The organism is Streptomyces pathocidini (assembly GCF_001418495.1).
Lineage (GTDB): Bacteria > Actinomycetota > Actinomycetes > Streptomycetales > Streptomycetaceae > Streptomyces > Streptomyces pathocidini.
Genome location: NZ_LIQY01000088.1, coordinates 1 through 24,544, shown reverse-complemented (window position 1 = coordinate 24,544; position 24,544 = coordinate 1). Strand labels below are relative to the sequence as shown.

Annotated in this window: 21 protein-coding genes, 3 tRNA genes and 2 pseudogenes; 9 read left to right on the top strand and 17 right to left on the bottom strand. The window is 70.2% G+C overall.

The window, feature by feature from the left end; genetic code table 11:
• Nucleotides 1–62: 62 nt before the first annotated feature.
• The gene (locus AOK16_RS25265) at nt 63–557 is read right to left on the bottom strand and encodes a helix-turn-helix domain-containing protein (RefSeq protein WP_240483397.1); all 495 of its coding nucleotides are present in this window, start codon (nt 555–557) and stop codon (nt 63–65) included.
• Nucleotides 558–647: 90 nt separating this feature from the next.
• Between AOK16_RS25265 and AOK16_RS05920 the strand changes: the two genes are divergently transcribed.
• The 5 genes and pseudogenes from AOK16_RS05920 to AOK16_RS05900 all read left to right on the top strand — a co-directional run bounded on the left by AOK16_RS05920 (nt 648) and on the right by AOK16_RS05900 (nt 2,869).
• On the top strand, nt 648–926 hold the full coding sequence (locus AOK16_RS05920; RefSeq protein ID WP_055471160.1) for a hypothetical protein: 279 nt from the start codon (nt 648–650) through the stop codon (nt 924–926).
• A 175-nt stretch (nt 927–1,101) separates the two neighbouring features.
• Nucleotides 1,102–1,493, top strand: a pseudogene (locus AOK16_RS29380) (phage tail tube protein); the annotation flags it as partial.
• 178 nt (nt 1,494–1,671) lie between these two features.
• A pseudogene (locus AOK16_RS05910) lies at nt 1,672–2,311 on the top strand (N-acetylmuramoyl-L-alanine amidase).
• 26 nt (nt 2,312–2,337) lie between these two features.
• Nucleotides 2,338–2,613, top strand: a complete 276-nt coding sequence (locus AOK16_RS05905; protein WP_055471158.1) for a hypothetical protein — start codon at nt 2,338–2,340, stop codon at nt 2,611–2,613.
• On the top strand, nt 2,606–2,869 hold the full coding sequence (locus tag AOK16_RS05900; protein ID WP_055471157.1) for a hypothetical protein: 264 nt from the start codon (nt 2,606–2,608) through the stop codon (nt 2,867–2,869). Before AOK16_RS05905 ends, AOK16_RS05900 begins: the two co-directional genes overlap by 8 nt.
• Nucleotides 2,870–2,956: 87 nt before the next feature.
• Here AOK16_RS05900 and AOK16_RS05895 read toward each other — a convergent pair whose 3' ends face one another.
• The 9 genes from AOK16_RS05895 to AOK16_RS05855 all read right to left on the bottom strand — a co-directional run bounded on the left by AOK16_RS05895 (nt 2,957) and on the right by AOK16_RS05855 (nt 15,291).
• Entirely contained in the window at nt 2,957–6,880 is a 3,924-nt protein-coding gene (locus tag AOK16_RS05895) for a DNA-directed RNA polymerase subunit beta' (RefSeq protein WP_055471156.1), read from the bottom strand.
• A 98-nt stretch (nt 6,881–6,978) separates the two neighbouring features.
• A complete protein-coding gene (gene rpoB, locus AOK16_RS05890; RefSeq protein ID WP_055471155.1) occupies nt 6,979–10,464 on the bottom strand; it encodes a DNA-directed RNA polymerase subunit beta in 3,486 nt (1,161 codons plus the stop codon).
• Between the two features lie 561 nt (nt 10,465–11,025).
• Nucleotides 11,026–11,412 (bottom strand): 50S ribosomal protein L7/L12, encoded by a 387-nt coding sequence (rplL, locus tag AOK16_RS05885; protein WP_055471154.1) that lies wholly within the window; start codon nt 11,410–11,412, stop codon nt 11,026–11,028.
• 91 nt (nt 11,413–11,503) lie between these two features.
• On the bottom strand, nt 11,504–12,067 hold the full coding sequence (gene rplJ, locus AOK16_RS05880; protein WP_055471153.1) for a 50S ribosomal protein L10: 564 nt from the start codon (nt 12,065–12,067) through the stop codon (nt 11,504–11,506).
• A gap of 404 nt (nt 12,068–12,471) precedes the next feature.
• Nucleotides 12,472–13,194: a 50S ribosomal protein L1 gene (rplA, locus tag AOK16_RS05875; RefSeq protein WP_055471152.1), complete on the bottom strand. Its 723-nt coding sequence runs from the start codon at nt 13,192–13,194 to the stop codon at nt 12,472–12,474.
• A 79-nt stretch (nt 13,195–13,273) separates the two neighbouring features.
• Nucleotides 13,274–13,708: a 50S ribosomal protein L11 gene (gene rplK / locus AOK16_RS05870; RefSeq protein WP_055471151.1), complete on the bottom strand. Its 435-nt coding sequence runs from the start codon at nt 13,706–13,708 to the stop codon at nt 13,274–13,276.
• A gap of 177 nt (nt 13,709–13,885) precedes the next feature.
• Nucleotides 13,886–14,743: a transcription termination/antitermination protein NusG gene (gene nusG / locus AOK16_RS05865; protein WP_055471150.1), complete on the bottom strand. Its 858-nt coding sequence runs from the start codon at nt 14,741–14,743 to the stop codon at nt 13,886–13,888.
• A 73-nt stretch (nt 14,744–14,816) separates the two neighbouring features.
• Nucleotides 14,817–15,107, bottom strand: coding sequence for a preprotein translocase subunit SecE (gene secE / locus AOK16_RS05860; RefSeq protein WP_055471149.1), 291 nt, complete (start codon nt 15,105–15,107; stop codon nt 14,817–14,819).
• Between the two features lie 111 nt (nt 15,108–15,218).
• Nucleotides 15,219–15,291, bottom strand: a tRNA-Trp gene (locus tag AOK16_RS05855).
• A gap of 182 nt (nt 15,292–15,473) precedes the next feature.
• Between AOK16_RS05855 and AOK16_RS05850 the strand changes: the two genes are divergently transcribed.
• Together AOK16_RS05850 and AOK16_RS05845 are read left to right on the top strand one after the other, a co-directional pair.
• The gene (locus AOK16_RS05850) at nt 15,474–16,736 is read left to right on the top strand and encodes a pyridoxal phosphate-dependent aminotransferase (RefSeq protein WP_055471148.1); all 1,263 of its coding nucleotides are present in this window, start codon (nt 15,474–15,476) and stop codon (nt 16,734–16,736) included.
• Nucleotides 16,737–16,886: 150 nt separating this feature from the next.
• Nucleotides 16,887–17,906, top strand: coding sequence for an adenosine deaminase (locus AOK16_RS05845; RefSeq protein ID WP_055471147.1), 1,020 nt, complete (start codon nt 16,887–16,889; stop codon nt 17,904–17,906).
• Between the two features lie 103 nt (nt 17,907–18,009).
• Here the strand turns inward: AOK16_RS05845 and AOK16_RS05840 are convergent, their stop codons facing one another.
• The 7 genes from AOK16_RS05840 to AOK16_RS05810 form a co-directional block, all read right to left on the bottom strand.
• The gene (locus tag AOK16_RS05840) at nt 18,010–19,065 is read right to left on the bottom strand and encodes a UDP-N-acetylmuramate dehydrogenase (RefSeq protein WP_055471146.1); all 1,056 of its coding nucleotides are present in this window, start codon (nt 19,063–19,065) and stop codon (nt 18,010–18,012) included.
• A gap of 59 nt (nt 19,066–19,124) precedes the next feature.
• The gene (locus AOK16_RS05835) at nt 19,125–20,552 is read right to left on the bottom strand and encodes a DHA2 family efflux MFS transporter permease subunit (RefSeq protein ID WP_055471145.1); all 1,428 of its coding nucleotides are present in this window, start codon (nt 20,550–20,552) and stop codon (nt 19,125–19,127) included.
• A gap of 147 nt (nt 20,553–20,699) precedes the next feature.
• A complete protein-coding gene (locus AOK16_RS05830; RefSeq protein ID WP_055471144.1) occupies nt 20,700–21,128 on the bottom strand; it encodes a MaoC family dehydratase in 429 nt (142 codons plus the stop codon).
• A 5-nt stretch (nt 21,129–21,133) separates the two neighbouring features.
• Complete coding sequence (locus AOK16_RS05825) at nt 21,134–21,586, bottom strand: MaoC family dehydratase N-terminal domain-containing protein (protein WP_055471143.1); 453 nt, start codon at nt 21,584–21,586, stop codon at nt 21,134–21,136.
• A gap of 129 nt (nt 21,587–21,715) precedes the next feature.
• Complete coding sequence (rpmG, locus tag AOK16_RS05820) at nt 21,716–21,880, bottom strand: 50S ribosomal protein L33 (RefSeq protein WP_004571794.1); 165 nt, start codon at nt 21,878–21,880, stop codon at nt 21,716–21,718.
• 93 nt (nt 21,881–21,973) lie between these two features.
• Nucleotides 21,974–22,046 (bottom strand) — tRNA-Met (locus tag AOK16_RS05815).
• Nucleotides 22,047–22,094: 48 nt separating this feature from the next.
• Nucleotides 22,095–22,167: transfer RNA gene (locus AOK16_RS05810), tRNA-Thr, on the bottom strand.
• Nucleotides 22,168–22,360: 193 nt separating this feature from the next.
• Between AOK16_RS05810 and AOK16_RS05805 the strand changes: the two genes are divergently transcribed.
• Together AOK16_RS05805 and AOK16_RS05800 are read left to right on the top strand one after the other, a co-directional pair.
• Nucleotides 22,361–23,650, top strand: a complete 1,290-nt coding sequence (locus tag AOK16_RS05805; protein ID WP_055471142.1) for an amidohydrolase family protein — start codon at nt 22,361–22,363, stop codon at nt 23,648–23,650.
• 252 nt (nt 23,651–23,902) lie between these two features.
• A partial coding sequence (locus AOK16_RS05800) for an NAD(P)H-binding protein (RefSeq protein WP_055471141.1) occupies nt 23,903–24,544 on the top strand: 642 nt, incomplete at its 3' end.

The following is a 24,544-nucleotide window of genomic DNA, read 5'->3' as shown; positions in this document are numbered from 1 at the left end:
CCTCATTGACTCCGGTCAAAACACATGCCCCGCCGCGAATCCCGCCGACCCTGGCGCCCGCTTTACCCGCTACGCCCCAGTACGGAGCCACTCTTCCCGCCACCGCCGCCCTCCTCCCCCTCGCCTCCGCCCGGGAGCACACCTCCGCCGGAGCGCGCACCGGGGCGGGCGCCGGAGTGTGCGCCGCTCACCACGAGAATCATTTCGGTCATCTCGACGAACTGCCGGCGGTGACTCTCCGGGATGCCGAGCAGTCCGGCCGCCTCCTCAGGAGAGACCCGGCCCGCCTCGTCCGCGCCGGAGCGCGACCGGGCGGCTGCCCGCCGGGCACCGGAGGGCAGCGGCAGATCCTCCGCCGTGACCCTGCCGGACTCGATCAGCATGTCGCGCAACCCCACACCCAGCACCCGCGCCAGCGCCCGCATGGTCTCCAGGTCCGGCACGCTCTGCCGCTGCAGCAGTCGGGTCACGGCCGCCCGGTGCACTCCCGCGTCCTCCGCGAGCCGGGACCTCCCCCCGCCGCGCGGGCTGTCGATGTCGTAGCCGCGTTCGCGCATCAGCCCCTCGACCCAGCGCGCGAACCGCTCCCTCTTCCCCTCTCTCCCTCCCCTCCCTTCCCCTCCCCCTCGTCCGACCTCGACCCGGCGGTGCTCGTCTCCCGAGTCGGCGGCGCCTGGGTCGACGACCTCCATCTCGACCAGCCCATCGCCGAGTTGGAGAGCTACAGCCCGGACAAGACCGCCGCGCACACCATCTCCCTCTCCGCCCGGGCCGCGCTCTTCCAACTGCGCGGCACCGCGTACGGGACCGCCGTCGTCACCGACGTGGTCGAGGAGGAAGCCGCGCGCTGGCTGCCCGACTACAACAGGCCGGCCGGGAACCGCTACCTGACCAGGGTGCGGCTCTTCATCCGCCCGACGGCCTGACTCTCCGACGGCCTGACTCACCGCTTCACCTCTTCTTCACTGCTTCACTTCTTCACCGCTTCCCTTCCGCGCGGCCCTGCCTTACGGCGGGGCCGTTTCCCGTATCGACTCCGCCTCTTTCCTCTTCGTCTCCTCCTCTTCTCACCGAGTTCCACCGAACCGAAGGAGCATCTCCATGTCCGGAATCAACCCGAACGAGATCCGCGTCGCCGGCACCGGCCGCGTCCTGGTCGCCGAGGTCGGCACGGCCGCGCCCGCCGATACCGCCACCGGGTGGGGCGCCGACTGGGTCGACCTCGGCTACACCGCCCCCGAGGGCGTCAAGTTCGGGCGCAAGGGCAAGACCGTCAAGGTCGACACCTGGCAGTCGGTCGGCGCCGCCCGCTACATCTACAACGAGCCGATCTCACACTGAAGTTCGGCATGCTGCAGCTGAACGAGAACACCCTGCCGTTCTTCTACGGGAACGGCGCGGTCGCCGAGACGGCCCCGGACTCCGGCACGTACACCTTCGGCATCACCGATGAGGCCCTGATCGAGGAGCGGGCCCTCGGCTTGGAGTTCACCGACGGCGCGGAGATCCGCTACCGGTTCGTCGTCCCGCGCGGCCAAGTGACCGAGACCGACGGTGGCCTGAGCCCCCGACCGTCGACTCCTGCCCGCCCCGAGCTGTTTCGGCCCGGGGCTCTCGTATGCCCGAAGGCGTACGAGAGCCCCGGCGACAGCACCCGAAGGAAGAACCTCCATGGCAACACCCCTGACCGCCGACCGCCTCGTGACCGCCCTCCGCGCCGAGGGGCTGCGCGTCGTCGAGTACGGCGACTGGCGCGAGCACAACCGCAACCACAAGGGCCCCTGGGGCCCCGTGAACGGAGTGATGATCCATCACACCGTCACCAGCGGCACCGATGCCTCCCGTCGCCCTCTGCCACGACGGCTACGCCGCGCTCCCCGGCCCGCTGTGCCACGGCGTCATCGACAAGGACGGCACCGTCCACCTCGTCGGCAACGGCCGCGCCAACCACGCGGGCAGCGGCGACAGCGCCGTCCTGGCCGCCGTCGTCAGCGAGTCGGCCCTGCCCCGCCCCACCCGGAACGACGCCGACGGCAACACCCGCTTCTACGGCTTCGAGTGCGTCAACCTCGGCGACGGCTCCGACCCGTGGCCCGATGCCCAGCTGGCGGCGATCGAACGCGCCTCGGCCGCCATCTGCCGTGCCCACGGCTGGAGTTCGGCCTCCGTCATCGGCCACAAGGAGTGGACCGACGCCGACCGCGAGTCCTTCCGCAGGTGGCAACGGAAGCTCGGCGACGCCCCGGCATACTGCGACGGCTGGCCCGGCCGGCGGCAGTGGGACGCCCTCAAGGTCCCGTACACCGCCTGAACAGCCCACCGGGAGGAGGCTTCGCCATGCGAACACCGTCCGAGCCCACCAAGCGCACCCTGCGCACCGTCCTGCAGACCGCCGTCGGACTCGCCCTCGCCCTCCCCGCGATCATCGACGCCACCGGCCTGCCCACCACCCTCCCCTGGGTGGCGAGCGCCCTGGCCGTCTCGGGCGGCCTGGCCCGGGCGATGGCACTGCCGACACTGCAGCCCCTGCTGCCGAGTTGGCTGCGCACCGCGCCGGAGAGCGGCGACCGGACAGCCCTCGGCACCGGCCGGACAGGAAGCACCGATGCGTGACCCGGCGCCGTTCGACACCGCCGGGATCGCCCTGGAGCTGGAGCGGCTGCGCGGTTCGGTGGAGGCGGGCTTCACCCGGGTCGACGGCTCGCTGGCACTCCTCGTCCAGCGCAGCGACCAGACCGACCGCCAACTCGCCGACCACGAAACCCGCCTGGACGACCTGGAACGCGCACGCTGGCCCCTGACCGGCATCGCGACCCTGACAGCCCTGGCCGGACTCGCCTTCTCCGCCTGGCAGTTGACGCCCGGCTGAGGTCGGCGGACAGCCGAGAGGGCGGCCGCCCCACACGGGGTGGCCGCCCTCTCGTCAGGCACTGCGCCTCAGCCAGGCGCGGGCGCCTTACTGGTTGTACGGGCCGTAGTCGTAGTCCTCCAGCGGGACCGCCTGGCCGGAGCCCGTGCCGAAGGGCGAGTAGTCGATGTCGTCGTAACCGACGGCCGAGTACATCGCGGCCTTCGCCTCCTCGGTCGGCTCGACCCGGATGTTGCGGTAGCGGGACAGGCCCGTACCGGCCGGGATGAGCTTACCGATGATCACGTTCTCCTTGAGGCCGATCAGGGAGTCCGACTTGGCGTTGATCGCCGCGTCGGTCAGGACCCTGGTCGTCTCCTGGAAGGACGCCGCCGACAGCCACGACTCGGTCGCCAGCGAGGCCTTGGTGATACCCATCAGCTGCGGACGGCCGGAGGCCGGGTGGCCGCCTTCCTGGACCACGCGCCGGTTCTCGCCCTCGAAGCGCGAGCGCTCCACGAGCTCGCCCGGCAGCAGCTCCGCGTCGCCGGACTCGATGATCGTCACGCGGCGCAGCATCTGCCGGATGATGATCTCGATGTGCTTGTCGTGGATCGACACACCCTGCGAGTTGTAGACCTTCTGCACCTCGCCGACCAGGTGGACCTGGACGGCCCGCTGGCCGAGGATGCGCAGCACGTCGTGCGGGTTGGTGGCACCCACGGTCAGCGCCTGGCCGACCTCGACGTGGTCGCCCTCGCCCACCAGCAGACGGGACCGCTTCGAGACGCCGTACGCGGTCTCGTCGGAGCCGTCGTCCGGGGTGACGACGAGCTTCTTGGTCTTCTCGGTCTCCTCGATCCGGACGCGGCCGGCCGCCTCCGAGATCGGCGCGACGCCCTTGGGCGTACGGGCCTCGAAGAGCTCGACGACACGCGGCAGACCCTGGGTGATGTCGTCACCGGCCACACCACCGGTGTGGAAGGTACGCATCGTCAGCTGGGTGCCGGGCTCACCGATGGACTGGGCGGCGATGATGCCGACGGCCTCGCCGATGTCCACCAGCTTGCCGGTCGCGAGCGAACGGCCGTAGCACATCGCGCAGGTGCCGACCGCGGACTCGCAGGTCAGGACCGAGCGGGTCTTGACCGTGCCGACGCCGTGGCGGACCAGCTCGTCGATGAGCACGTCGCCCAGGTCGGTGCCGGCCGGGGCCAGCACCTTGCCGTCGACGACGATGTCCTCGGCGAGGCAGCGCGCGTACACGCTGGTCTCGACGTCCTCGGCCTTGCGCAGCACGCCGTCGGCGCCCTTGGACGCGATCTCCAGCTTCAGGCCGCGGTCGGTGCCGCAGTCCTCCTCGCGGATGATCACGTCCTGGGAGACGTCGACCAGACGACGGGTCAGGTAACCCGAGTCCGCGGTACGCAGGGCGGTGTCCGCGAGACCCTTACGGGCACCGTGGGTGGAGATGAAGTACTCCAGCACGGACAGACCCTCGCGGAACGACGCCTTGATGGGCCGCGGGATGGTCTCGTTCTTCGCGTTGGACACCAGACCACGCATACCGGCGATCTGACGCATCTGCATCATGTTTCCGCGCGCACCCGAGTTGACCATCATGAAGATGGGGTTCGTCTTCGGGAAGTTCGCGTTCATCGCCTCGGCGACCTCGTTGGTCGCCTTGGTCCAGATCGCGATGAGCTCCTGCGTGCGCTCGTCCTTGGTGATCAGACCGCGCTCGTACTGCTTCTGGACCTTCTCGTCCTGGGCCTCGTAGCCCTCGATGATGCCCTTCTTGGCCTCGGGGACGACGATGTCCGAGACCGCGACGGTGACACCGGAGCGGGTCGCCCAGTAGAAGCCCGCCGCCTTCAGGTTGTCGAGCGTCGCCGCGACGATGACCTTCGGGTAGCGCTCGGCGAGGTCGTTGACGATCTCGGAGAGCTGCTTCTTGCCGACCGAGTAGTCGACGAACGGGTAGTCCTCGGGCAGCAGCTCGTTGAAGAGCGCGCGGCCCAGGGTCGTCCGCAGCCGGAAGCTGTCACCCTGCTGCCACTCGCCCGTGGCGTAGCCGCCATCGGACGCGGCGCCCTCCTCCTCGACCGGCGGGGTCCAGCCTCGGGGCGGGACGGTGCCGATCGGGAAGCGGATGTCGACCTTCGCCTGGAGCGAGAGCTCCCGGGCGTCGAACGCCATGATCGCCTCGGCCGAGGAGCCGAAGGACCGGCCCTCGCCCTTGACCTCGCGCTCGGCCTCGTCCGTGGTGAGGAAGAACAGGCCCAGCACCATGTCCTGGGTCGGCATGGTGACCGGCCGGCCGTCGGCCGGCTTGAGGATGTTGTTCGAGGACAGCATCAGGATGCGGGCCTCGGCCTGCGCCTCCGCGGACAGCGGCAGGTGCACGGCCATCTGGTCACCGTCGAAGTCCGCGTTGAACGCGGTGCAGACGAGCGGGTGGATCTGGATGGCCTTGCCCTCGACCAGCTGCGGCTCGAAGGCCTGGATGCCGAGGCGGTGCAGGGTGGGCGCGCGGTTCAGCAGCACCGGGTGCTCGGCGATGACCTCTTCGAGCACGTCGTACACGACCGTGCGGCCGCGCTCGACCATGCGCTTGGCCGACTTGATGTTCTGCGCGTGGTTGAGGTCCACCAGGCGCTTCATCACGAACGGCTTGAAGAGCTCCAGCGCCATGGCCTTCGGCAGACCGCACTGGTGCAGCTTGAGCTGCGGGCCGACGACGATGACCGAACGCGCCGAGTAGTCGACTCGCTTGCCCAGCAGGTTCTGCCGGAAGCGGCCCTGCTTGCCCTTGAGCATGTCGGACAGCGACTTCAGCGGACGGTTGCCGGGGCCCGTGACCGGGCGGCCGCGGCGGCCGTTGTCGAAGAGCGCGTCGACGGCCTCCTGGAGCATGCGCTTCTCGTTGTTCACGATGATCTCGGGCGCGCCGAGGTCGAGAAGCCGCTTCAGGCGGTTGTTGCGGTTGATGACGCGGCGGTACAGGTCGTTCAGGTCGGAGGTCGCGAAGCGGCCACCGTCCAGCTGCACCATCGGGCGCAGGTCCGGCGGGATCACCGGGACGCAGTCCAGCACCATGCCCTTGGGGCTGTTGCTGGTCTGCAGGAAGGCGGAGACGACCTTGAGGCGCTTGAGCGCCCGGGTCTTCTTCTGGCCCTTCCCGGTCCGGATGATCTCGCGGAGGCGCTCGGCCTCCTCGTCGAGGTTGAAGGTCTCCAGGCGCTTCTGCAGCGCGGCGGCGCCCATGGAGCCGTCGAAGTACGTGCCGAAGCGGTCGCGCAGCTCGCGGTAGAGCAGCTCGTCGCCCTCGAGGTCCTGGACCTTCAGGTTCTTGAAGCGGGTCCACACCTCGTCGAGCCGGTCGAGCTCGCGCTGCGCGCGGTCGCGCAGCTGCTTCATCTCGCGCTCGGCGCCCTCGCGCACCTTGCGGCGCACATCGGCCTTGGCGCCCTCGGCCTCGAGCTCGGCCAGGTCGGTCTCGAGCTTCTTGGCGCGGGCCTCCAGGTCGGCGTCGCGGCGCTGCTCGACCTGTTGGCGCTCGACGGAGACGTGTGCCTCCAGCGAGGGCAGGTCGCGCGTACGGCGCTCCTCGTCCACCCACGTGATCATGTAGGCGGCGAAGTAGATGACCTTCTCGAGGTCCTTCGGGGCGAGGTCGAGCAGGTAGCCCAGACGCGACGGGACGCCCTTGAAGTACCAGATGTGGGTGACGGGAGCGGCCAGCTCGATGTGGCCCATCCGCTCACGGCGCACCTTGGCGCGAGTGACCTCGACGCCGCAGCGCTCGCAGATGATGCCCTTGAAGCGGACACGCTTGTACTTGCCGCAGTAGCACTCCCAGTCCCGGGTCGGACCGAAGATCTTCTCGCAGAAGAGTCCGTCCTTTTCGGGCTTGAGGGTGCGGTAGTTGATGGTCTCCGGCTTCTTGACCTCACCGTGCGACCACTGACGGATGTCGTCAGCGGTGGCGAGGCCGATCCGCAGCTCGTCGAAGAAGTTGACGTCGAGCACTTGTCGTCAATCCCTCTTTCGGGGTCGTGTCTTCAGGGGTCTGACTGGGGTCCGGGGTTGGCCCGGGGCCTCGTGTTACGAGGCCCCGGCCAGACCCGTCAGACCTCTTCGACGCTGCTCGGCTCGCGCCGGGACAGGTCGATACCGAGCTCCTCCGCAGCGCGGAAGACGTCCTCGTCGGTGTCGCGCATCTCGATGGACATGCCGTCCGAGGACAGCACCTCCACGTTGAGGCACAGGGACTGCATCTCCTTGATGAGCACCTTGAAGGACTCGGGGATGCCGGGCTCAGGGATGTTCTCGCCCTTGACGATGGCCTCGTAGACCTTCACGCGACCGGTGACGTCGTCGGACTTGATGGTCAGCAGCTCCTGGAGGGCGTACGCGGCGCCGTAGGCCTCGAGGGCCCACACCTCCATCTCGCCGAACCGCTGGCCACCGAACTGGGCCTTACCACCCAGCGGCTGCTGGGTGATCATCGAGTACGGACCGGTCGACCGGGCGTGCAGCTTGTCGTCGACCAGGTGGTGCAGCTTGAGGATGTACATGTACCCGACCGAGATCGGGTCCGGGAACGGCTCGCCGGAGCGGCCGTCGAAGAGCCGGGCCTTGCCGGAGGGCAGGACCATGCGCTCGCCGTCGCGGTTGGGGACCGTCGACTCGAAGAGGCCGGCGATCTCGTCCTCGCGGGCGCCGTCGAAGACCGGGGTCGCGACGTTGGTGCCGGGCAGCACCTCGTCGGCGCCGATCGCCTGGAGACGCTTCATCCAGTCCTCTTCGCCCTCGACCTTCCAGCCCTGGCTGGCGAGCCAGCCGAGGTGGATCTCCAGGACCTGGCCCGGGTTCATCCGGGACGGGACACCGAGGGGGTTGAGGATGATGTCGACCGGGGTGCCGTCCTCCAGGAACGGCATGTCCTCGACCGGCAGGATCTTGGAGATGACGCCCTTGTTGCCGTGGCGGCCGGCGAGCTTGTCACCGTCGGTGATCTTGCGCTTCTGCGCGACGTAGACGCGGACCAACTGGTTCACGCCCGGGGGCAGTTCGTCGCCCTCCTCGCGGTCGAAGACGCGTACGCCGATGACCTTGCCGGTCTCGCCGTGCGGCACCTTCAGCGAGGTGTCGCGGACCTCGCGCGCCTTCTCACCGAAGATCGCGCGCAGCAGGCGCTCCTCCGGGGTCAGCTCGGTCTCGCCCTTGGGCGTGACCTTGCCGACCAGGATGTCGCCGGCGACGACCTCGGCACCGATGCGGATGATGCCGCGCTCGTCGAGGTCGGCCAGGACCTCCTCGGAGACGTTCGGGATGTCCCGGGTGATCTCCTCGGGGCCCAGCTTGGTGTCACGGGCGTCGACCTCGTGCTCCTCGATGTGGATCGAGGAGAGGACGTCGTCTTGGACGAGGCGCTGCGACAGGATGATCGCGTCCTCGTAGTTGTGGCCCTCCCACGGCATGAACGCCACGAGTAGGTTCTTGCCGAGCGCCATCTCGCCCTCGTCCGTGGACGGACCGTCGGCGAGGACCTGGCCCTCGATCACCCGCGCGCCCTCGTCCACGACGACCTTCTGATTGAAGGAGGTGCCCTGGTTGGAGCGGGAGAACTTGGCCACGCGGTACGTGGTGTAGGTGCCGTCGTCGTTGGCCACCGTCACGTAGTCCGCGGAGACCTCCTGGACGACGCCCGGCTTCTCGGCCTTGATGACGTCGCCGGCGTCGACCGCGCAGCGGTACTCCATGCCGGTGCCGACCAGCGGGGCCTCGGCCTTGATGAGCGGCACGGCCTGGCGCATCATGTTCGATCCCATGAGGGCGCGGTTGGCGTCGTCGTGCTCGAGGAACGGGATCATGGCGGTCGCGACCGACACCATCTGGCGCGGCGAGACGTCCATGTAGTCCACGTCGGTGCCCGGCACATAGTCGACCTCGCCGCCGCGGCGGCGGACGAGCACGCGGGCCTCGGCGAAGTGGTTGTCGTCCGTCAGCGGGGCGTTCGCCTGCGCGATGACGAAGCGGTCCTCTTCGTCGGCGGTGAGGAAGTCCACCTGGTCGGTGACGACACCCTGGTTGTCGACCTTGCGGTACGGGGTCTCGACGAAGCCGAACGCGTTGACCCGGCCGTACGAGGCGAGCGAGCCGATCAGACCGATGTTCGGGCCTTCGGGCGTCTCGATCGGGCACATGCGGCCGTAGTGCGAGGGGTGCACGTCACGGACCTCGAAGCCCGCCCGCTCACGGGAGAGACCGCCGGGGCCCAGCGCGGACAGACGGCGCTTGTGGGTCAGGCCCGACAGCGGGTTCGTCTGGTCCATGAACTGGGACAGCTGGCTGGTGCCGAAGAACTCCTTGATGGAGGCGACGACCGGCCGGATGTTGATCAGGGTCTGCGGCGTGATCGCCTCGACGTCCTGGGTGGTCATCCGCTCGCGGACGACGCGCTCCATGCGGGCCAGGCCGGTGCGGACCTGGTTCTGGATGAGCTCGCCGACGTTGCGCAGGCGGCGGTTGCCGAAGTGGTCGATGTCGTCGGTCTCGACGACGATCTCCTGGCCCTCGGCGCTGCGCGTCTCGGTCTCCCCGGCGTGCAGCTTGACCAGGTACTTGATGGTGGCGATGACGTCGTCGACGGTCAGCACGCCGGCGTCGAGCGGCTGGTCCCCGCCGAGCTTCTTGTTGACCTTGTAGCGGCCGACCTTGGCGAGGTCGTAGCGCTTGGGGTTGAAGTAGAGGTTCTCCAGCAGCGTCTGCGCGGCCTCACGCGTCGGCGGCTCGCCCGGGCGCAGCTTGCGGTAGATGTCGAGCAGCGCGTCGTCCTGGCCCTGGGTGTGGTCCTTCTCCAGGGTGGCGCGCATGGACTCGTACTCGCCGAACTCCTCGAGGATCTGCTCGGTCGTCCAGCCGAGCGCCTTGAGCAGGACGGTGACGGACTGCTTGCGCTTGCGGTCGATGCGGACGCCGACCATGTCGCGCTTGTCGATCTCCATCTCCAGCCAGGCACCCCGGGAGGGGATGATCTTGGCCGAGAAGATGTCCTTGTCGGACGTCTTGTCGATGGAGGAGTCGAAGTAGACACCCGGCGAGCGGACCAGCTGGGACACCACGACACGCTCGGTGCCGTTGATGACGAAGGTGCCCTTGTTCGTCATGAGCGGGAAGTCGCCCATGAAGACCGTCTGGGACTTGATCTCACCGGTCTCGTTGTTGGTGAACTCGGCGGTGACGAAGAGCGGCGCCGCGTACGTGAAGTCGCGCTCCTTGCACTCGTCGATCGAGTTCTTCGGCGGCTCGAAGCGGTGGTCGCGGAAGGTCAGCGACATCGACCCGGAGAAGTCCTCGATCGGGGAGATCTCTTCGAAGATCTCCTCCAGACCGGACTTGGTGGGGACGTCCTGTCCACTTTCCAGGGCCGACTCGACACGAGCCTTCCATGCGGCGTTGCCGAGCAGCCAGTCGAAGCTCTCGGTTTGCAGCGCAAGGAGGTTCGGAACCTCGAGGGGCTCCTTGATCTTCGCAAAGGAGATGCGCAGCGGGGCAGTGCTGGCGCCGTTGTTCGTATTGGCAGTCGAGGCGTTGCGCGAGGCGGCCAAGAGGGGGTCCTTCCGAGGGCTCGGACTCACTACGCGCGTACCGGTCCAGTTCGCTCCACGACAGAGAGAAATCCCAGGTCAGGAAGTTCTATTCCGTAATGATCGAACGTGGGCTTGCCCCTGGTGACGGGCAGGGAGCAGCTAACAGGCAGCGCAAAGGGTCAGTGTAGCCACTTGGCCCACTGATGTCCAGAGACCATCCTCCCGGGTCAACCGGGAGGTTACGTGTCCCTCGTTGTTCTTCTTCATCGCCTGCGCCATGCCTCGCGCCGAAAGCGCATATCGATACTGCCCTCTTCGTCTGCGATCCATGCCTCGGATCCTGGATCGGTGTGACGTCGCGTCCTGAGAATTGCGCGCTGCGTGCCGTTCGTCAAGGCCCCCCACCCTCGGGCGATCCCCCAGGGGCCCACCGGCCGGACAACGAAGATCACCCTACCTGGCGCTCGGCGGGGAGCAAGGAACGCGCTGCGGGGACGCCGAAGGGCGACCACCCGTATGGGTGATCGCCCTTCGGTAGCGCCCGCTGACGCGGGCAGGTGAGTCAGCCGACTCGTGAGGTCACTTGACCTCGACCGAGGCGCCGGCGCCCTTGAGGGACTCGGCGGCCTTCTCAGCGGCCTCCTTGTTGACCTTCTCGAGGACCGGCTTCGGGGTGCCGTCGACGAGGTCCTTGGCCTCCTTCAGGCCCAGCGAGGTCAGCTCGCGCACGACCTTGATGACCTGGATCTTCTTGTCGCCCGCACCGGTGAGGATGACGTCGAACTCGTCCTTCTCCTCAGCGGCCTCGGCGGCCGGGGCACCCGGGGCGCCGGCGGCGGCGACGGCGACCGGGGCGGCGGCCTCGACGTCGAACTTCTCCTCGAAGGCCTTCACGAACTCGGAGAGCTCGATGAGGGTCATCTCCTCGAACTGCGCGAGCAGGTCGTCCTGGCTGAGCTTCGCCATGGTGGCGGTCCTTCCACTAATTCGGCTGGTGCCGGAATGTACATTTCGGCGGGCGTACGGGCCCGCTGCGACCGAACGCGATCGCGGAGCGTTACTCCGCGGCGGACTCGGCCTCGGCGGGAGCCGGCGTACCGGCACCGCCCTGCTCGACCTTGCTGCGAAGCGCGTCCGCGGTGCGGGCGAACTTCGTGAGCGGGGCCTGGAAGGTCGCCGCGGCCTTGACCATGGACGCCTTCATGCCACCGGCCAGCTTGGCGAGCAGCACCTCACGGGACTCGAGGTCCGCAAGCTTCTTGATCTCGTCGGCGGACAGCGCCTTGCCTTCAAGGACACCGCCCTTGATGACGAGAGCGGGGTTCTCCTTGGCGAAGTCACGCAGACCCTTCGCCGCCTCGACCGGGTCACCGGTCACGAAAGCGACGGCCGTCGAGCCCTGCAGGAACTCGTCGAGCGTGGTGACCCCGGCCTCCTGGGCCGCGATCTTGGTCAGCGTGTTCTTCACCACACGGTACTGAGCGTTCTCACCGAGCGAGCGGCGCAGCTCCTTGAGCTGTGCCACGGAAAGTCCGGTGTACGCGGTGACCACAGCGGCGTTGGAGTTGCGGAACTTGTCCGTCATCTCCTCAACGGCTGCGACCTTGTCAGGCGTTGCCATGAGCCTCGGCCTCCTTCCGGGTGATTAGGACCGCACGGAAGGGGCTGAACAAAACGAAACGCCCCGGCACAGATGCACGGGGCGCAGCTCGACCGGACAGGTCCGGGAGCACTTCCAGTGTCACCTGCGCAGGTCGCCCGCAGCTAGCGGATCCTTCGGCCGCCGCGCTCCTCTCGGTGCACGACAACAACCAGCGGTCTTTGGCTTCGGTGGAAGAGTACGCGAACCCACGCGCCCCGAGCAAATCGCCCCCCGCGGAACCCTCAACAGGGCCCCGGCGGGGCCGGGTTCACACACTGGCCCGCTCGGGCCGGATCGCGCGCGGCCCGGTGAAGCGAGAGCAAACCGGCCCCCGCGCCTGCCGGAGGCGTGGGGGCCGGTTTCAGCGCTCGGCTGGGGTCGGGTCAGACCGCGGCCGGGTCCTCCTCGGTGAGGAGGTTGCGGGTGCGGTTCGGGTCGACCGGGATGCCGGGGCCCATCGTGGTGGAGATGGTGGCCTTCTTGACGTACCGGCCCTTCGCGGCGGACGGCTTCAGACGGAGGATCTCCTCCAGCGCGGCGCCGTAGTTCTCCACCAGCTTGGCCTCGTCGAACGAGGTCTTGCCGATGATGAAGTGCAGGTTCGAGTGCTTGTCGACGCGGAACTCGATCTTGCCGCCCTTGATCTCGGTCACGGCCTTGGCCACGTCCGGGGTCACGGTGCCGGTCTTCGGGTTCGGCATCAGGCCACGGGGACCGAGCACGCGGCCGAGGCGGCCGACCTTGCCCATGAGGTCCGGGGTGGCGACGACGGCGTCGAAGTCCAGACGGCCCTTCGACACCTCGTCGATCAGTTCGTCGGAGCCGACGATGTCGGCGCCTGCGGCTTCCGCGGCCGCAGCACGGTCACCGGTCGCGAAGACCAGGACCCGGGCGGTCTTGCCGGTGCCGTGCGGAAGGTTCACGGTGCCGCGGACCATCTGGTCGGCCTTGCGCGGGTCGACGCCCAGACGCATGGCGACCTCGACGGTGCCGTCGAACTTGGAGGAAGAGGTGTCCTTGGCGATACGGACGGCCTCGAGCGGGGCGTACAGACGATCCCGGTCGATCTTGGCGTCCGCAGCGCGGAGATTCTTGCTGCGCTTCACTGCTGCTCCTATGTGAGTACGGAGTCGTGGTACGGGCCAGCGCCTGGCCCCACCACAGAGGTGCTTACGGGGGTGGGTGTCAGCCCTCGACCGTGATGCCCATGGAGCGGGCGGTGCCGGCGATGATCTTCTCGGCGGCGTCCAGGTCGTTGGCGTTCAGGTCGGGCATCTTGGTGGTGGCGATGTCGCGGACCTGGTCGCGGGTGATCTTGGCGACCTTGGTCTTGTGCGGCTCGCCGGAGCCCTTGTCCACACCCGCGGCCTTGAGGATCAGCTTCGCGGCCGGCGGAGTCTTGGTGATGAAGGTAAAGGAGCGGTCCTCGTAGACCGTGATCTCCACCGGCACGACCATGCCACGCTGCGACTCGGTCGCGGCGTTGTAGGCCTTGCAGAACTCCATGATGTTGACGCCGTGCTGACCCAGTGCGGGGCCGACCGGCGGAGCCGGGTTGGCCGCACCGGCCTGGATCTGGAGCTTGATCAGCCCCGTGACCTTCTTCTTCTTGGGAGGCATGCTCTCTCCGGGTCCTAGTGAGAGGTGTTTCGCCGATCCATCCGGTCATCCGGATGGAGGCATACCGCACAACGATAGCGGGTACTGTCGCGCGGCCAAAACCGAGCAGGTCGGGCGGGCTCGTAGAGCCCGCCCGACCTGGCCGGAAGCGTTTGTTCCAGAGCGCCTGAGAAGGCGTCAGTTCTTCTGGATCTGGTCGAAGGACAGCTCGACCGGGGTCTCGCGGCCGAAGATCTCGACCAGGCCCTTGACCTTCTTCGAGTCGGCGTTGATCTCGTTGATCGTCGCCTGCAGCGTCGCGAACGGGCCGTCGGTGACGGTGACCGAGTCGCCGACCTCGAAGTCCAGTACCTGCACCTCGACCTTGCGGCTCGGGGCGGGCCGGCCCTCGGCCTCGGCGGCCTCTTTGGCCGCCTTCTCCTCCGCCTCCGGGGCGAGCATCTTGACGATCTCGTCCAGGGTCAGCGGGTAAGGGTCGTAGGCGTTGCCGACGAAGCCGGTGACACCCGGGGTGTTGCGCACGACGCCCCAGGACTCGTTCGTCAGGTCCATGCGCACCAGCACGTAGCCGGGCAGCTTGTTCTGGCGGACGGTGCGGCGGTCGCCGTTCTTGATCTGGACGACCTCCTCCTGCGGCACCTCCGCCTGGAAGATGTAGTCCTCGACGTTCAGCGAGACGGCGCGCTGCTCGAGGTTGGTCTTCACACGGTTCTCGTAGCCCGCGTAGGTGTGGATCACGTACCACTCGCCCGGCAGGCTGCGCAGCTCCTGGCGCAGGGCCTCGACCGGGTCGACCGCGGGCTCCTGCTCCTCGCCCTCGGGTGCCGCGTCCTCGGCGTCCTCGCCGCCCTCGTCCTCGGCGTCCGCGGTGCCCTCGTCCTCGACGTGCAACGCGGCTTCCTCGGCAGGCTCGCCCGCCGCGGCGTCCGCAGCCTCGGCCTGGTCGGCCTCATCGGCCGCCTCGACGATGTCGACCGCTGCCTCGTCGCCCTCGACGGGCTCGGTGGCGTCGTTCTGGTTCGGGTCGTCAGACACGGTGGCTGCTTCTTCCTGGCTTCAATGTGTGGAACAGACGGAGGGGCCTCTCGCACGGGCGCCCTCCGCGGGATCAGCCGAAGACGTACTTGACGGCCTCGGAGAACCCATAGTCAATCACGGTCACCAGACCGATCATGATGACAACGAAGACAATCACCACTGTGGTGTAGGTCGAGAGCTGGCTGCGAGTGGGCCAGACGACCTTGCGCAGCTCGGCGACGATCTGCCGGTAGAAGAGCGCGAGGCGGCCCAGGGGGCCCTTCTTGCCGCGCTTGCCGCCGCGGCGGCCCTTCTTCGTCGCGACTTCGTCCTCGGGACGACCGCTTTCAGGCGTCGCGGTGGAGCCAGGGGCTGCCGTCACTCGTCCTCACCTGAATCCCGGGTCGTGGCCGTGCCGCGCCCGGTGGAGCCGCACGGCGGTGCATTTCAGTACATACTTGCGCGCACACATTCCAGTGGGGAATGCGTGAAGCAGGGCCGGAGGGACTTGAACCCCCAACCGCTGGTTTTGGAGACCAGTGCTCTACCAATTGAGCTACGACCCTTTGTTGTCTCCCCCAACGTACCGCATACGCCCGAACGCATGGTGTGCGCGGTACGGAGCGGCCGGTTGAAGGCCAACGACGCATGAGTGTACGTGCTCCGCGCCCCAGCGTCGAACACGTACCTGCGGTTCCCGCCGCAAACCCGTGTGTGCCGTGGACGGGCCGTCTGGGACCATGCAGTCATGACCGGTGCTACTCCTCCCGCAACGTCCCCGACCGACCGACGGGTCTCGGCCCGTATCGGCGCGATCTCCGAGTCCGCGACACTCGCCGTGGACGCCAAGGCCAAGGCCCTCAAGGCCGCCGGGCGCCCGGTGATCGGCTTCGGAGCCGGCGAGCCCGACTTCCCGACGCCCGACTACATCGTCGAGGCCGCCGTCGAGGCCTGCCGCAACCCGAAGTTCCACCGCTACACCCCCGCGGGCGGCCTGCCCGAGCTCAAGGCCGCGATCGCCGCCAAGACGCTCCGCGACTCCGGCTACGAGGTCGAGCCCGCGCAGGTCCTGGTGACCAACGGCGGCAAGCAGGCCATCTACGAGGCCTTCGCCGCGATCCTCGACCCGGGCGACGAGGTCATCGTCCCGGCCCCGTACTGGACCACCTACCCCGAGTCGATCCGCCTCGCGGGCGGTGTTCCGGTGGACGTGGTGGCCGACGAGACCACCGGATACCGCGTCTCCGTCGAGCAGTTGGAGGCCGCGCGCACCGAGCGCACCAAGGTCGTGCTGTTCGTCTCCCCGTCCAACCCGACCGGCGCCGTCTACCCCCGCGCCCAGGTCGAGGAGATCGGCCGCTGGGCCGCCGAGCACGGGCTGTGGGTGCTGACCGACGAGATCTACGAGCACCTCGTCTACGGAGACGCAGCCGCGCGCGCCAGCGCTGATGTCACCAGCGCGTCCCTGCCCGTCGTCGTACCCGAGCTGCGCGACAAGTGCATCGTGGTCAACGGCGTCGCCAAGACGTACGCGATGACCGGCTGGCGCGTGGGGTGGGTCATCGGCCCGAAGGACGTGGTGAAGGCCGCGACCAACCTCCAGTCGCACGCCACCTCCAACGTCTCCAACGTGGCGCAGGCCGCCGCACTGGCCGCCGTCTCCGGCGACCTGGACGCGGTCGCGGAGATGCGCGAGGCCTTCGACCGGCGGCGCCGGACGATCGTGCGGATGCTCAACGAGATCGACGGCGTCGAGTGCCCCGAGCCGGAGGGCGCGTTCTACGCGTACCCGTCGGTGAAGGCGCTGCTCGGCAAGGAGATCCGCGGCAAGCGGCCCGCGACGAGCGTCGAGTTGGCCGAGATCATCCTGGAAGAGGCCGAGGTCGCGGTCGTCCCGGGCGAGGCCTTCGGCACCCCCGGCTACCTGCGGCTCTCCTACGCGCTGGGCGACGAGGACCTGGTCGAGGGCGTCTCGCGGCTGCAGAAGCTGCTGGGCGAGGCACGGGACTGAGGCAGTCCGCCTACGAAGGGCCCGGCCTCCTCACGGCGAGGAGGCCGGGCCCTTCGCATTCCCCCCGAGCCCTCCGCATTCCCGTTCGAGCAAGCCCTCGTTCAGGCAACCCGCTACCGGATTGCCGGGCGCATGCGGCAGGATCTCCCAATGGACCGCGTACGTGACCTCCGCCTCCTCCCCAAGGCCCATCTGCACCTGCACTTCACCGGCTCGATGCGGCCCGGCACCCTGCTGGAGCTCGCCGACAGGTACGGGGTCCATCTGCCCGAGGCGCTGAGCGGCGGCGAGCCGCCGAGGCTGCGGGCCACCGACGAGCGCGGCTGGTTCCGCTTCCAGCGGCTGTACGACATCGCGCGCTCCTGTCTGCGCTCCCCCGAGGACATCCGGCGGCTGGTGCTGGAGGCGGCCGAGGAGGAGGTGCTGGACGGGTCCGGCTGGCTGGAGATCCAGGTCGACCCCACCTCGTACGCGCCCCGGCTCGGCGGGCTGATCCCGGCGCTGGAGGTCATCCTCGACGCGGTGGAGACGGCCTCGCGGGACACCGGGGTCGGGATGCGGGTGCTGGTCGCGGCGAACCGTACGAAGCACCCGCTGGACGCCCGTACCCTCGCGCGGCTGGCCGTGCGGTACGCGGACCGGGGCGTCGTCGGCTTCGGGCTGTCCAACGACGAACGACGGGGATTCGCGCGGGACTTCGACCGGGCGTTCGCGATCGCGCGGGAGGGCGGGCTGCTCGCGGCCCCGCACGGCGGCGAGTTGTCCGGGCCGGGCAGCGTCCGGGACTGCCTCGACGACCTGGACGCCTGCCGGATCGGACACGGCGTGCGGGCAGCGGAGGACCCGCGGCTGCTGCGCAGGCTCGCCGACCGCCAGGTCACCTGCGAGGTCTGCCCGTCCTCGAACGTAGCGCTCGGGGTCTACGAGAAGCCGGAGGACGTGCCACTGCGGAAGCTGTTCGAGGCGAACGTCCCGATGGCCCTGGGCGCGGACGACCCGCTGCTCTTCGGCTCCCGGCTGGCCGCGCAGTACGAGCTGGCGCGCGCCCACCACGCCTTCACCGACGCCGAACTGGCCGAACTGGCACGGCAGTCGGTCCGCGGCTCGGCCGCCCCCGAGGACGTCAAGGCGAAGCTCCTGGCCGGGATCGACGCCTGGCTGACGGACTGAGCGGACGGACCGAGCTGGTGGACCGGGCGGGCGGACCGAGCCGGCAGACCGACCAGACCGGCCGACCAGACCGGCCGACCGGGCCGGCCGAGCAGGGGCGCGGCTAGAGCTGGACGCCGACCGTCACCGGCTCGTTGACCAGGGTGACGCCGAAGGCGGCGTGGACGCCGGCGCGGACCTCGCGGGCGAGGGCGAGGAGGTCCTCGGTGGTGGCGTCGCCGCGGTTGGTCAGGGCGAGGGTGTGCTTGGTGGAGATGCGGGCGGGGCCCGTGCCGTAGCCCTTGGTGAAGCCCGCCTTGTCGATCAGCCAGGCCGCGGAGGTCTTGACCCGCCCGTCGCCCGCCGGGTAGGCGGGCGGGGCGGTGTCCGGGCCCATGCGCTCGGCGACGCGGGCGAGGAACGCCTCGTGTTCGCCCGCGCCGAGGATCGGGTTGGTGAAGAAGGAGCCGGCGGACCAGGTGTCATGGTCCTCGGGGTCCAGCACCATGCCCTTGCCGGCGCGCAGCCTCAGCACCGCGGCGCGGGCCTCGGCGGCGGGCACCCGGTCGCCGGGCTCGGCGCCCAGGGCGCGGGCGAGTTCGGCGTACTTGACCGGGGTCGACAGCCCGTCCGCGTCCTCCAGCTCGAACCGCACGCGCAGCACCGCGTACCGCTCGGGGTCGGCCTTGAAGCGGCTGTTGCGGTACGAGAAGCCGCACTCGGCGCCCGGGATGGTGACCGTCTCGTCGGCGCGGCGGTCGTAGGCCACGACCTCGGTGATGGTGGCGGAGACCTCCTGGCCGTACGCGCCCACGTTCTGGATCGGCGTCGCGCCTGCGGAGCCGGGGATTCCGGCGAGGCACTCGATGCCCGCGAGGCCCGCCTCGACCGTGCGGGCGACGGCCTCGGACCAGTTCTCGCCCGCGGCCAGTTCGAGCCGTGTGCCGTCCAGCGCGACGCCGGTGGTCGCGATGCGCAGGGCCGTGCCGTCGAAGCCCTTGTCGCCGATGACGAGGTTGCTGCCGCCGCCGATGATCAGCAGCGGGGTGACGGCCGCGTCGGCCGCGCGGATGGCCGAGACGACCTCGTCGTCCGTGGCGGCGGTGACCAGGCGGGTGGCGGGGCCGCCCAGCCGGAAGGTGGTCAGCGGGGCGAGCGGGGCGTCGTGGAGTTCCTGCACGCGCTCAACTGTAAGGGGGCCCACCGACAGCGCCCGCATCGCGCCGCCCCGGCCGGGCGCTAGGCGGGTACGGACACGGCCTCGCGCGCCGGTCCCGCGGGGCGCGGCGCCCGGGGGCGGCCGGGGACCAGCAGCGCCACGACGGCCGCGGCGGCGACCGCGGCGGCGCCGGTCCACAGGGCGGGTACGAGGCCGTCGATGAAGATCCGGGGCGAGGCGTAGCCGCCCTGGGCGGAGAAGACGGAGGAGAGGATCGCGATCCCCAGCGCACCGCCCACCTCGCGCATCGCGTTGTTGGCGCCGGAGGCGATGCCCTGGTCCCGGGGGCGGACGCTGCTCATCACGACGCTGGCGGTGGGCGCGAAGAACAGCGACATGCCCACCCCGCTGACGACGAGCGCGGGCAGCTGTGCGACATAACTCACGCCCGGTTCCAGGACCATGGCGAAGAGCGCGAGGCCGAGCGCCTGGAGGGCGAGGCCCGCCACGATGATCGATCGGCCGCCGACGCGGTCGGAGACCGCACCCGCGATCGGGGCGACGAGGAGCGGCATCGCCGTCCACGGCAGCATGCGCACGCCCGCCTCCATCGGGCTGTAGCCGCCGACCCCCTGCAGGAACTGGCTCAGCAGGAAGACCGAGCCGAACATGCCGAGGAACATCAGCAGGCCGGCCGCGTTGATCGCGCTGAACGCCCGGCTCCGGAAGAGCCCCATTGGCAGCATCGGTCGCGCCGCCCGCATCTCGTACGCGACGAACCCCGCCAGGAGGACGCCGCCCGCGGTGAAGCCGGTGACGATCGGGGCGCTGCTCCAGCCGTCGGCGTTGCCGCGGACCAGCGCGTAGACGACCCCGAACAGGGCCGTGCTGGCGAGCGCCGTGCCCGGCAGGTCCAGGCGGTCCTCGGGGCCGCGGGACTCGGTCAGCCGGAGGCGGGCGAGCGGGAGCAGCGCGAGGCCGACGGGGACGTTCAGCCAGAAGATCCACTGCCAGGAGAGGTGTTCGGTGACCGCCCCGCCGACCAGCGGCCCGGCCGCCACCGCCAGGCCGTTGACCGCGCCCCAGATGCCGAACGCCATGCCGCGCCGCTCGGCCGGGACCGCGGCGGTGAGCAGGGTGAGGGTGAGCGGCATGAGGACCGAGGCGCCCACGCCCTGGAGGGCGCGGGCCGCGACCAGGCCCTCGATGCCGGGGGCGAACGCGGCCGCGCCGGAGGCCGCGGTGAACACCGCGAGGCCGGCGACGAAGAGGCGGCGGCGGCCGAAGCGGTCGCCGAGCGCGGCGCCCAGCAGGAGGAGGACGGCGAAGGTGAGCGTGTACGCGTTGACCGTCCACTCGAGGTCCTCCAGGCCGCCGCCGAGGTCCTCCCGGATGGCCGGCAGCGCGGTGGTGACGACGAGGTTGTCCAGGCTGGCCATGAAGCCGGCCGCGCTGGTGATGACCAGGGTCCAGACCGCGGTGCGGCGGGCCGCGCGCTGCTGTTCCATGCACTCCTCCTGACCGGGCGTCATAAGCGCAGCTTGGCACGGCGCCCGGCCGGAAAAGGGCAACGGCCCGCCGCCGCACGGCGGATGGACCGTTCCTGGGGAAGACCCGGAAGAGTTTGCTACGGAGGAGGGTTCGCCGGGCGGGCGCTAGGCGAGCCGGACCAGGGCGCGGGACATGCCCAGCACCTTCTGCCCGCCGCTGACCGCGGTCAGGTCGACCCGTACCGTACGGTCCTCCAGCTTGGCCGCGACCTTCGCGCTGACCTCGATGAGCGCGCCCTCGTCGTCGTCGGGGACCACGACCGGCTTGGTGAAGCGGACCCCGTACTCGGTGAGCGCGCCGGGGTCGCCGGCCCAGTCGGTGACCACCCGGACCGCCTCGGCCATGGTGAACATGCCGTGCGCGATGACGTCGGGGAGGCCGACCTCCTTGGCGAACCTCTCGTTCCAGTGGATCGGGTTGAAGTCGCCGGAGGCGCCCGCGTAGCGGACGAGGGTGTCGCGGCGGACCGGGAAGGTCTGCGGGGGCAGTTCGGTGCCGACCTCGACCTCGTCGTAAGCGATCTTCGCCGTCATCGCCCTCAGCCCTCCTCGGCGGCGCGGGCCACCAGCTTGGTGTGCGCGGTCACCACGTGCTCGCCGCTCTCGTCGCGGACCTCGCCGCGGATGTCGATGACGTCGTTCCCGGCGAGGGACTTGATCGACTCGATGGTCGAGACGACGGAGAGCCGGTCGCCGGCGCGGACCGGGCGCTCGTAGGCGAACTTCTGGTCGCCGTGCACGACGCGGCTGTAGTCCAGGCCCAGCGCCGGGTCCTGGACGACCTCGCCCGCCGCCTTGAAGGTGATGGCGAAGGCGAAGGTCGGGGGGGCGATCACGTCCGGGTGCCCGAGCGCCTTGGCCGCGTCCGGGTCGGTGTACGCGGGGTTGGCGTCGCCGATCGCCTCGGCGAACTCGCGGATCTTCTCCCGGCCGACCTCGTACGGCTCGGTGGGCGGGTAGGTCCGCCCGACGAAGGACTGGTCGAGCGCCATGGCTCGCTACCTCCTGGGTCGATGTGCTCGTTGAACGGTAGCCGCCGAGGGGCCGATGACCGGGTCGGGGCGCCACGAACGCCGCGAGGCCGCCCCCGGTCCGGGGGCGGCCTCGCGTACGAGCCTGGGTTATCGCGTCTCGCGGTGCGCCGTGTGGGCGTTGCAGCGCGGGCAGTGCTTCTTCATCTCAAGACGGTCCGGGTCGTTACGCCGGTTCTTCTTGGTGATGTAGTTCCGCTCCTTGCACTCCACGCAGGCCAGCGTGATCTTCGGGCGGACGTCGGTGGCAGCCACGTGAGTGCTCCTTGGACGGACAGATACCAAATGGGATGAACGCAGAAAGAGTAGCCGATCGGAGGACCGACCCCACAATCGGCTACTTGTCAGTAGCGGTGACCGGACTTGAACCGGTGACACAGCGATTATGAGCCGCTTGCTCTACCGACTGAGCTACACCGCTTTGATGCGAGGCTCCCCGCCCCCAGGGACGAGGTTACCCGCACATCAGAGCCCCAATACGGAATCGAACCGTAGACCTTCTCCTTACCATGGAGACGCTCTGCCGACTGAGCTATTGGGGCGAGCGGTGAAGACATTACACGGTCCGCCGCCGAAGGTGAAATCCGTATCGGAGCCCCCTTCCCCGCCGGTGGGGCCACCACACCAGTACGACTATTGGGCTCCTCCTCGATGCCGTCCCGGCCTCGCCATAGGCTCGTTCCGCGCTGCGTGATCTTGGCGGCGCCCGTCCCGTGCCGGACCTCAGGGAGCGCGATGCCAGAGAGGCCAGAGAGCCACCCGCAGCAACCCCCGAAGCGCGACGGCGCGGCCCCCGAGGCCGGTGCCCTGGTGCTGTGCGGCGGACGGCTGGCCGACGGCAGGACCGTGGACGTACGGCTGAGCGGCGGGCGCATCGAGGCCGTCGGCACGGCCGGCAGCCTGGCCCGCGCGACCGGCCCCGCCGAGACCGGCACCCGCGTCGACCTCGGCGGATACCTGCTGCTCCCGGCGCCCGCCGAGCCGCACGCCCACAGCGACACCGCGCTGACCGCCGACACCGAGGGCCCCGTCTCGTACGCGCCCGAGGACGTCCAGCGGCGCACCACGGAGGCCGCGCTGCTCCAGCTCGGGCACGGCACGACCGCGCTGCGCACGCACGTCAGGATCGGCGGCGTGCAGGGGCTCGGCTCGCTGGAGGCGGTGCTCCAGGCGCGGCGCGCGCTGCGCGGGCTGACCGACCTGGCGGCGGTCGCGGTGCCGCGGGTGCTCACGGGGGTGGCGGGCGCGGACGGGCTCGCGATGCTGCGGGACGCGGTGAAGATGGGCGCCGCGGTCGTCGGCGGCTGCCCGGACCTCGACCCCGACCCAACGGGCTACGCGGAAGCGGTACTTGAGGTCGCCGCGGAGCACGGCTGCCCCGTCGACCTGCACACCGAGGGCGACGATCCGGCACGGCTCGCGCGGCTGGCCGCCATGGCGGGCGGGCTGCGGCCGGGCGTCGTCCTCGGCCCGTGCGCGGGGCTCGCGCGGCTCCCACGGGACGCGGCGGCGCGGGCCGCGGACCAGCTCGCGGCGGCCGGGATCACGATCGCCTGCCTGCCGCAGGGCGACTGCGGCGCGATGGAGCGGCCTCGCGAACGGGCGGCCGGACCGTACGGATCGGCCGCTCTCGTACGGCTGTTGCGCTCGGCGGGCGTGCCGGTGGCGGCGGGCAGCGGGGCCATGCGGGACGCGGCGAACCCGGCGGGGCGCGGGGACCCGCTGGAGGCGGCCTACCTCCTCGTCGCCCAGGCCGGGGAGCGGCCGGAGGCGGCGTACGAGGCGGTGAGCGGGCGGGCCCGTGCGGCGATGGGGCTGCCGGAGGTGCGGGTCGAGGCGGGCTTCCCAGCGGAGCTGCTGGCGGTGCGCGGGGAGGGCCTGGCCGGGGTGCTGTCGCTCGCGTACAGCCGGATCGTGGTGCACCGGGGGCGCGTTGTGGCACGGACGAGCGCGGTGCGGGAGTACTGCGACTCGGCGGCGGTAGCGGCGCTGGACCTGCCGCGGCAGGCGCAGGGCGGGTCCTAGAGGGCGTCTGCGAGGGCCTTTGGCGCGGGCCTTCCGCGCGAGCTTTTCGCGCGGGTCTGCGCGGGTCCGTACGGGCCTCCGCGCGGGTCGGTGCGGGCCTCTGCGCCGGTCTGCGAGGGTTTCTGCGCGGGTCCGCGCGGGCTCCTGCATGGGCCCGTACGGGCTCCTGCGTCGGTCGGCGAGGGCTCCTGCGCCCTGTCGGCGAGGGCTTCTGCGCGAGCTTCCGTGCGAGTCTGCCCGTACGGTCGGGGCATGCGCATTGTCATCGCTGGTGGACACGGTCAGATCGCGCTGCGGCTGGAGCGGCTGCTCGCCGGGCGCGGGGACGAGGCGGCGGGTCTGATCCGCCGTCACGAGCAGGCGGACGACCTGCGGGCAGTGGGGGCCGAACCGGTGCTCTGCGACCTGGAGTCGGCCTCGGTCGAGGAGGTCGCGGCCCATCTCCAGGGCGCGGACGCGGCCGTCTTCGCGGCGGGCGCCGGGCCCGGCAGCGGGGCCGCGCGGAAAGAGACGGTGGACCGGGCGGCAGCGGTGCTGTTCGCCGACGCGGCGGAGCGGACCGGAGTGCGGCGCCACATCGTGGTCTCGGCGATGGGCTCCGACGACGAGCCGCCCGAGAGCATGGACCCGGTGTTCGCCGCGTACCTGCGGGCGAAGGGCGCGGCCGACGCGGACGTACGGGCGCGGGAGCGGCTGGACTGGACGATCCTGCGGCCCGGCCGGCTGACCGACGAGCCGGGCACGGGTCTGGTGGCCCTGGCCGAGCGGACGGGGCGCGGCGCGGTCTCCCGTGACGACGTCGCGGCCGTGCTCGCGGAGCTGCTGCACGAGCCGGGAACGGCGGGCCGAACGCTGGAACTGATCAGCGGAACGGCCCGGGTGGCGGAAGCGGTG

Coding starts and splice junctions, on each gene's coding strand:
- AOK16_RS25265 (WP_240483397.1), bottom strand. CDS start 557: ATGCGCGAACGCGGCTACGACATCGACAGCCCGCGCGGCGGGGGGAGG.
- AOK16_RS05905 (WP_055471158.1), top strand. CDS start 2,338: ATGCGAACACCGTCCGAGCCCACCAAGCGCACCCTGCGCACCGTCCTG.
- AOK16_RS05900 (WP_055471157.1), top strand. CDS start 2,606: ATGCGTGACCCGGCGCCGTTCGACACCGCCGGGATCGCCCTGGAGCTG.
- rplL (WP_055471154.1), bottom strand. CDS start 11,412: ATGGCGAAGCTCAGCCAGGACGACCTGCTCGCGCAGTTCGAGGAGATG.
- rplJ (WP_055471153.1), bottom strand. CDS start 12,067: ATGGCAACGCCTGACAAGGTCGCAGCCGTTGAGGAGATGACGGACAAG.
- rplK (WP_055471151.1), bottom strand. CDS start 13,708: ATGCCTCCCAAGAAGAAGAAGGTCACGGGGCTGATCAAGCTCCAGATC.
- AOK16_RS05850 (WP_055471148.1), top strand. CDS start 15,474: ATGACCGGTGCTACTCCTCCCGCAACGTCCCCGACCGACCGACGGGTC.
- AOK16_RS05845 (WP_055471147.1), top strand. CDS start 16,887: ATGGACCGCGTACGTGACCTCCGCCTCCTCCCCAAGGCCCATCTGCAC.
- AOK16_RS05835 (WP_055471145.1), bottom strand. CDS start 20,552: ATGGAACAGCAGCGCGCGGCCCGCCGCACCGCGGTCTGGACCCTGGTC.
- AOK16_RS05830 (WP_055471144.1), bottom strand. CDS start 21,128: ATGACGGCGAAGATCGCTTACGACGAGGTCGAGGTCGGCACCGAACTG.
- AOK16_RS05825 (WP_055471143.1), bottom strand. CDS start 21,586: ATGGCGCTCGACCAGTCCTTCGTCGGGCGGACCTACCCGCCCACCGAG.
- AOK16_RS05805 (WP_055471142.1), top strand. CDS start 22,361: ATGCCAGAGAGGCCAGAGAGCCACCCGCAGCAACCCCCGAAGCGCGAC.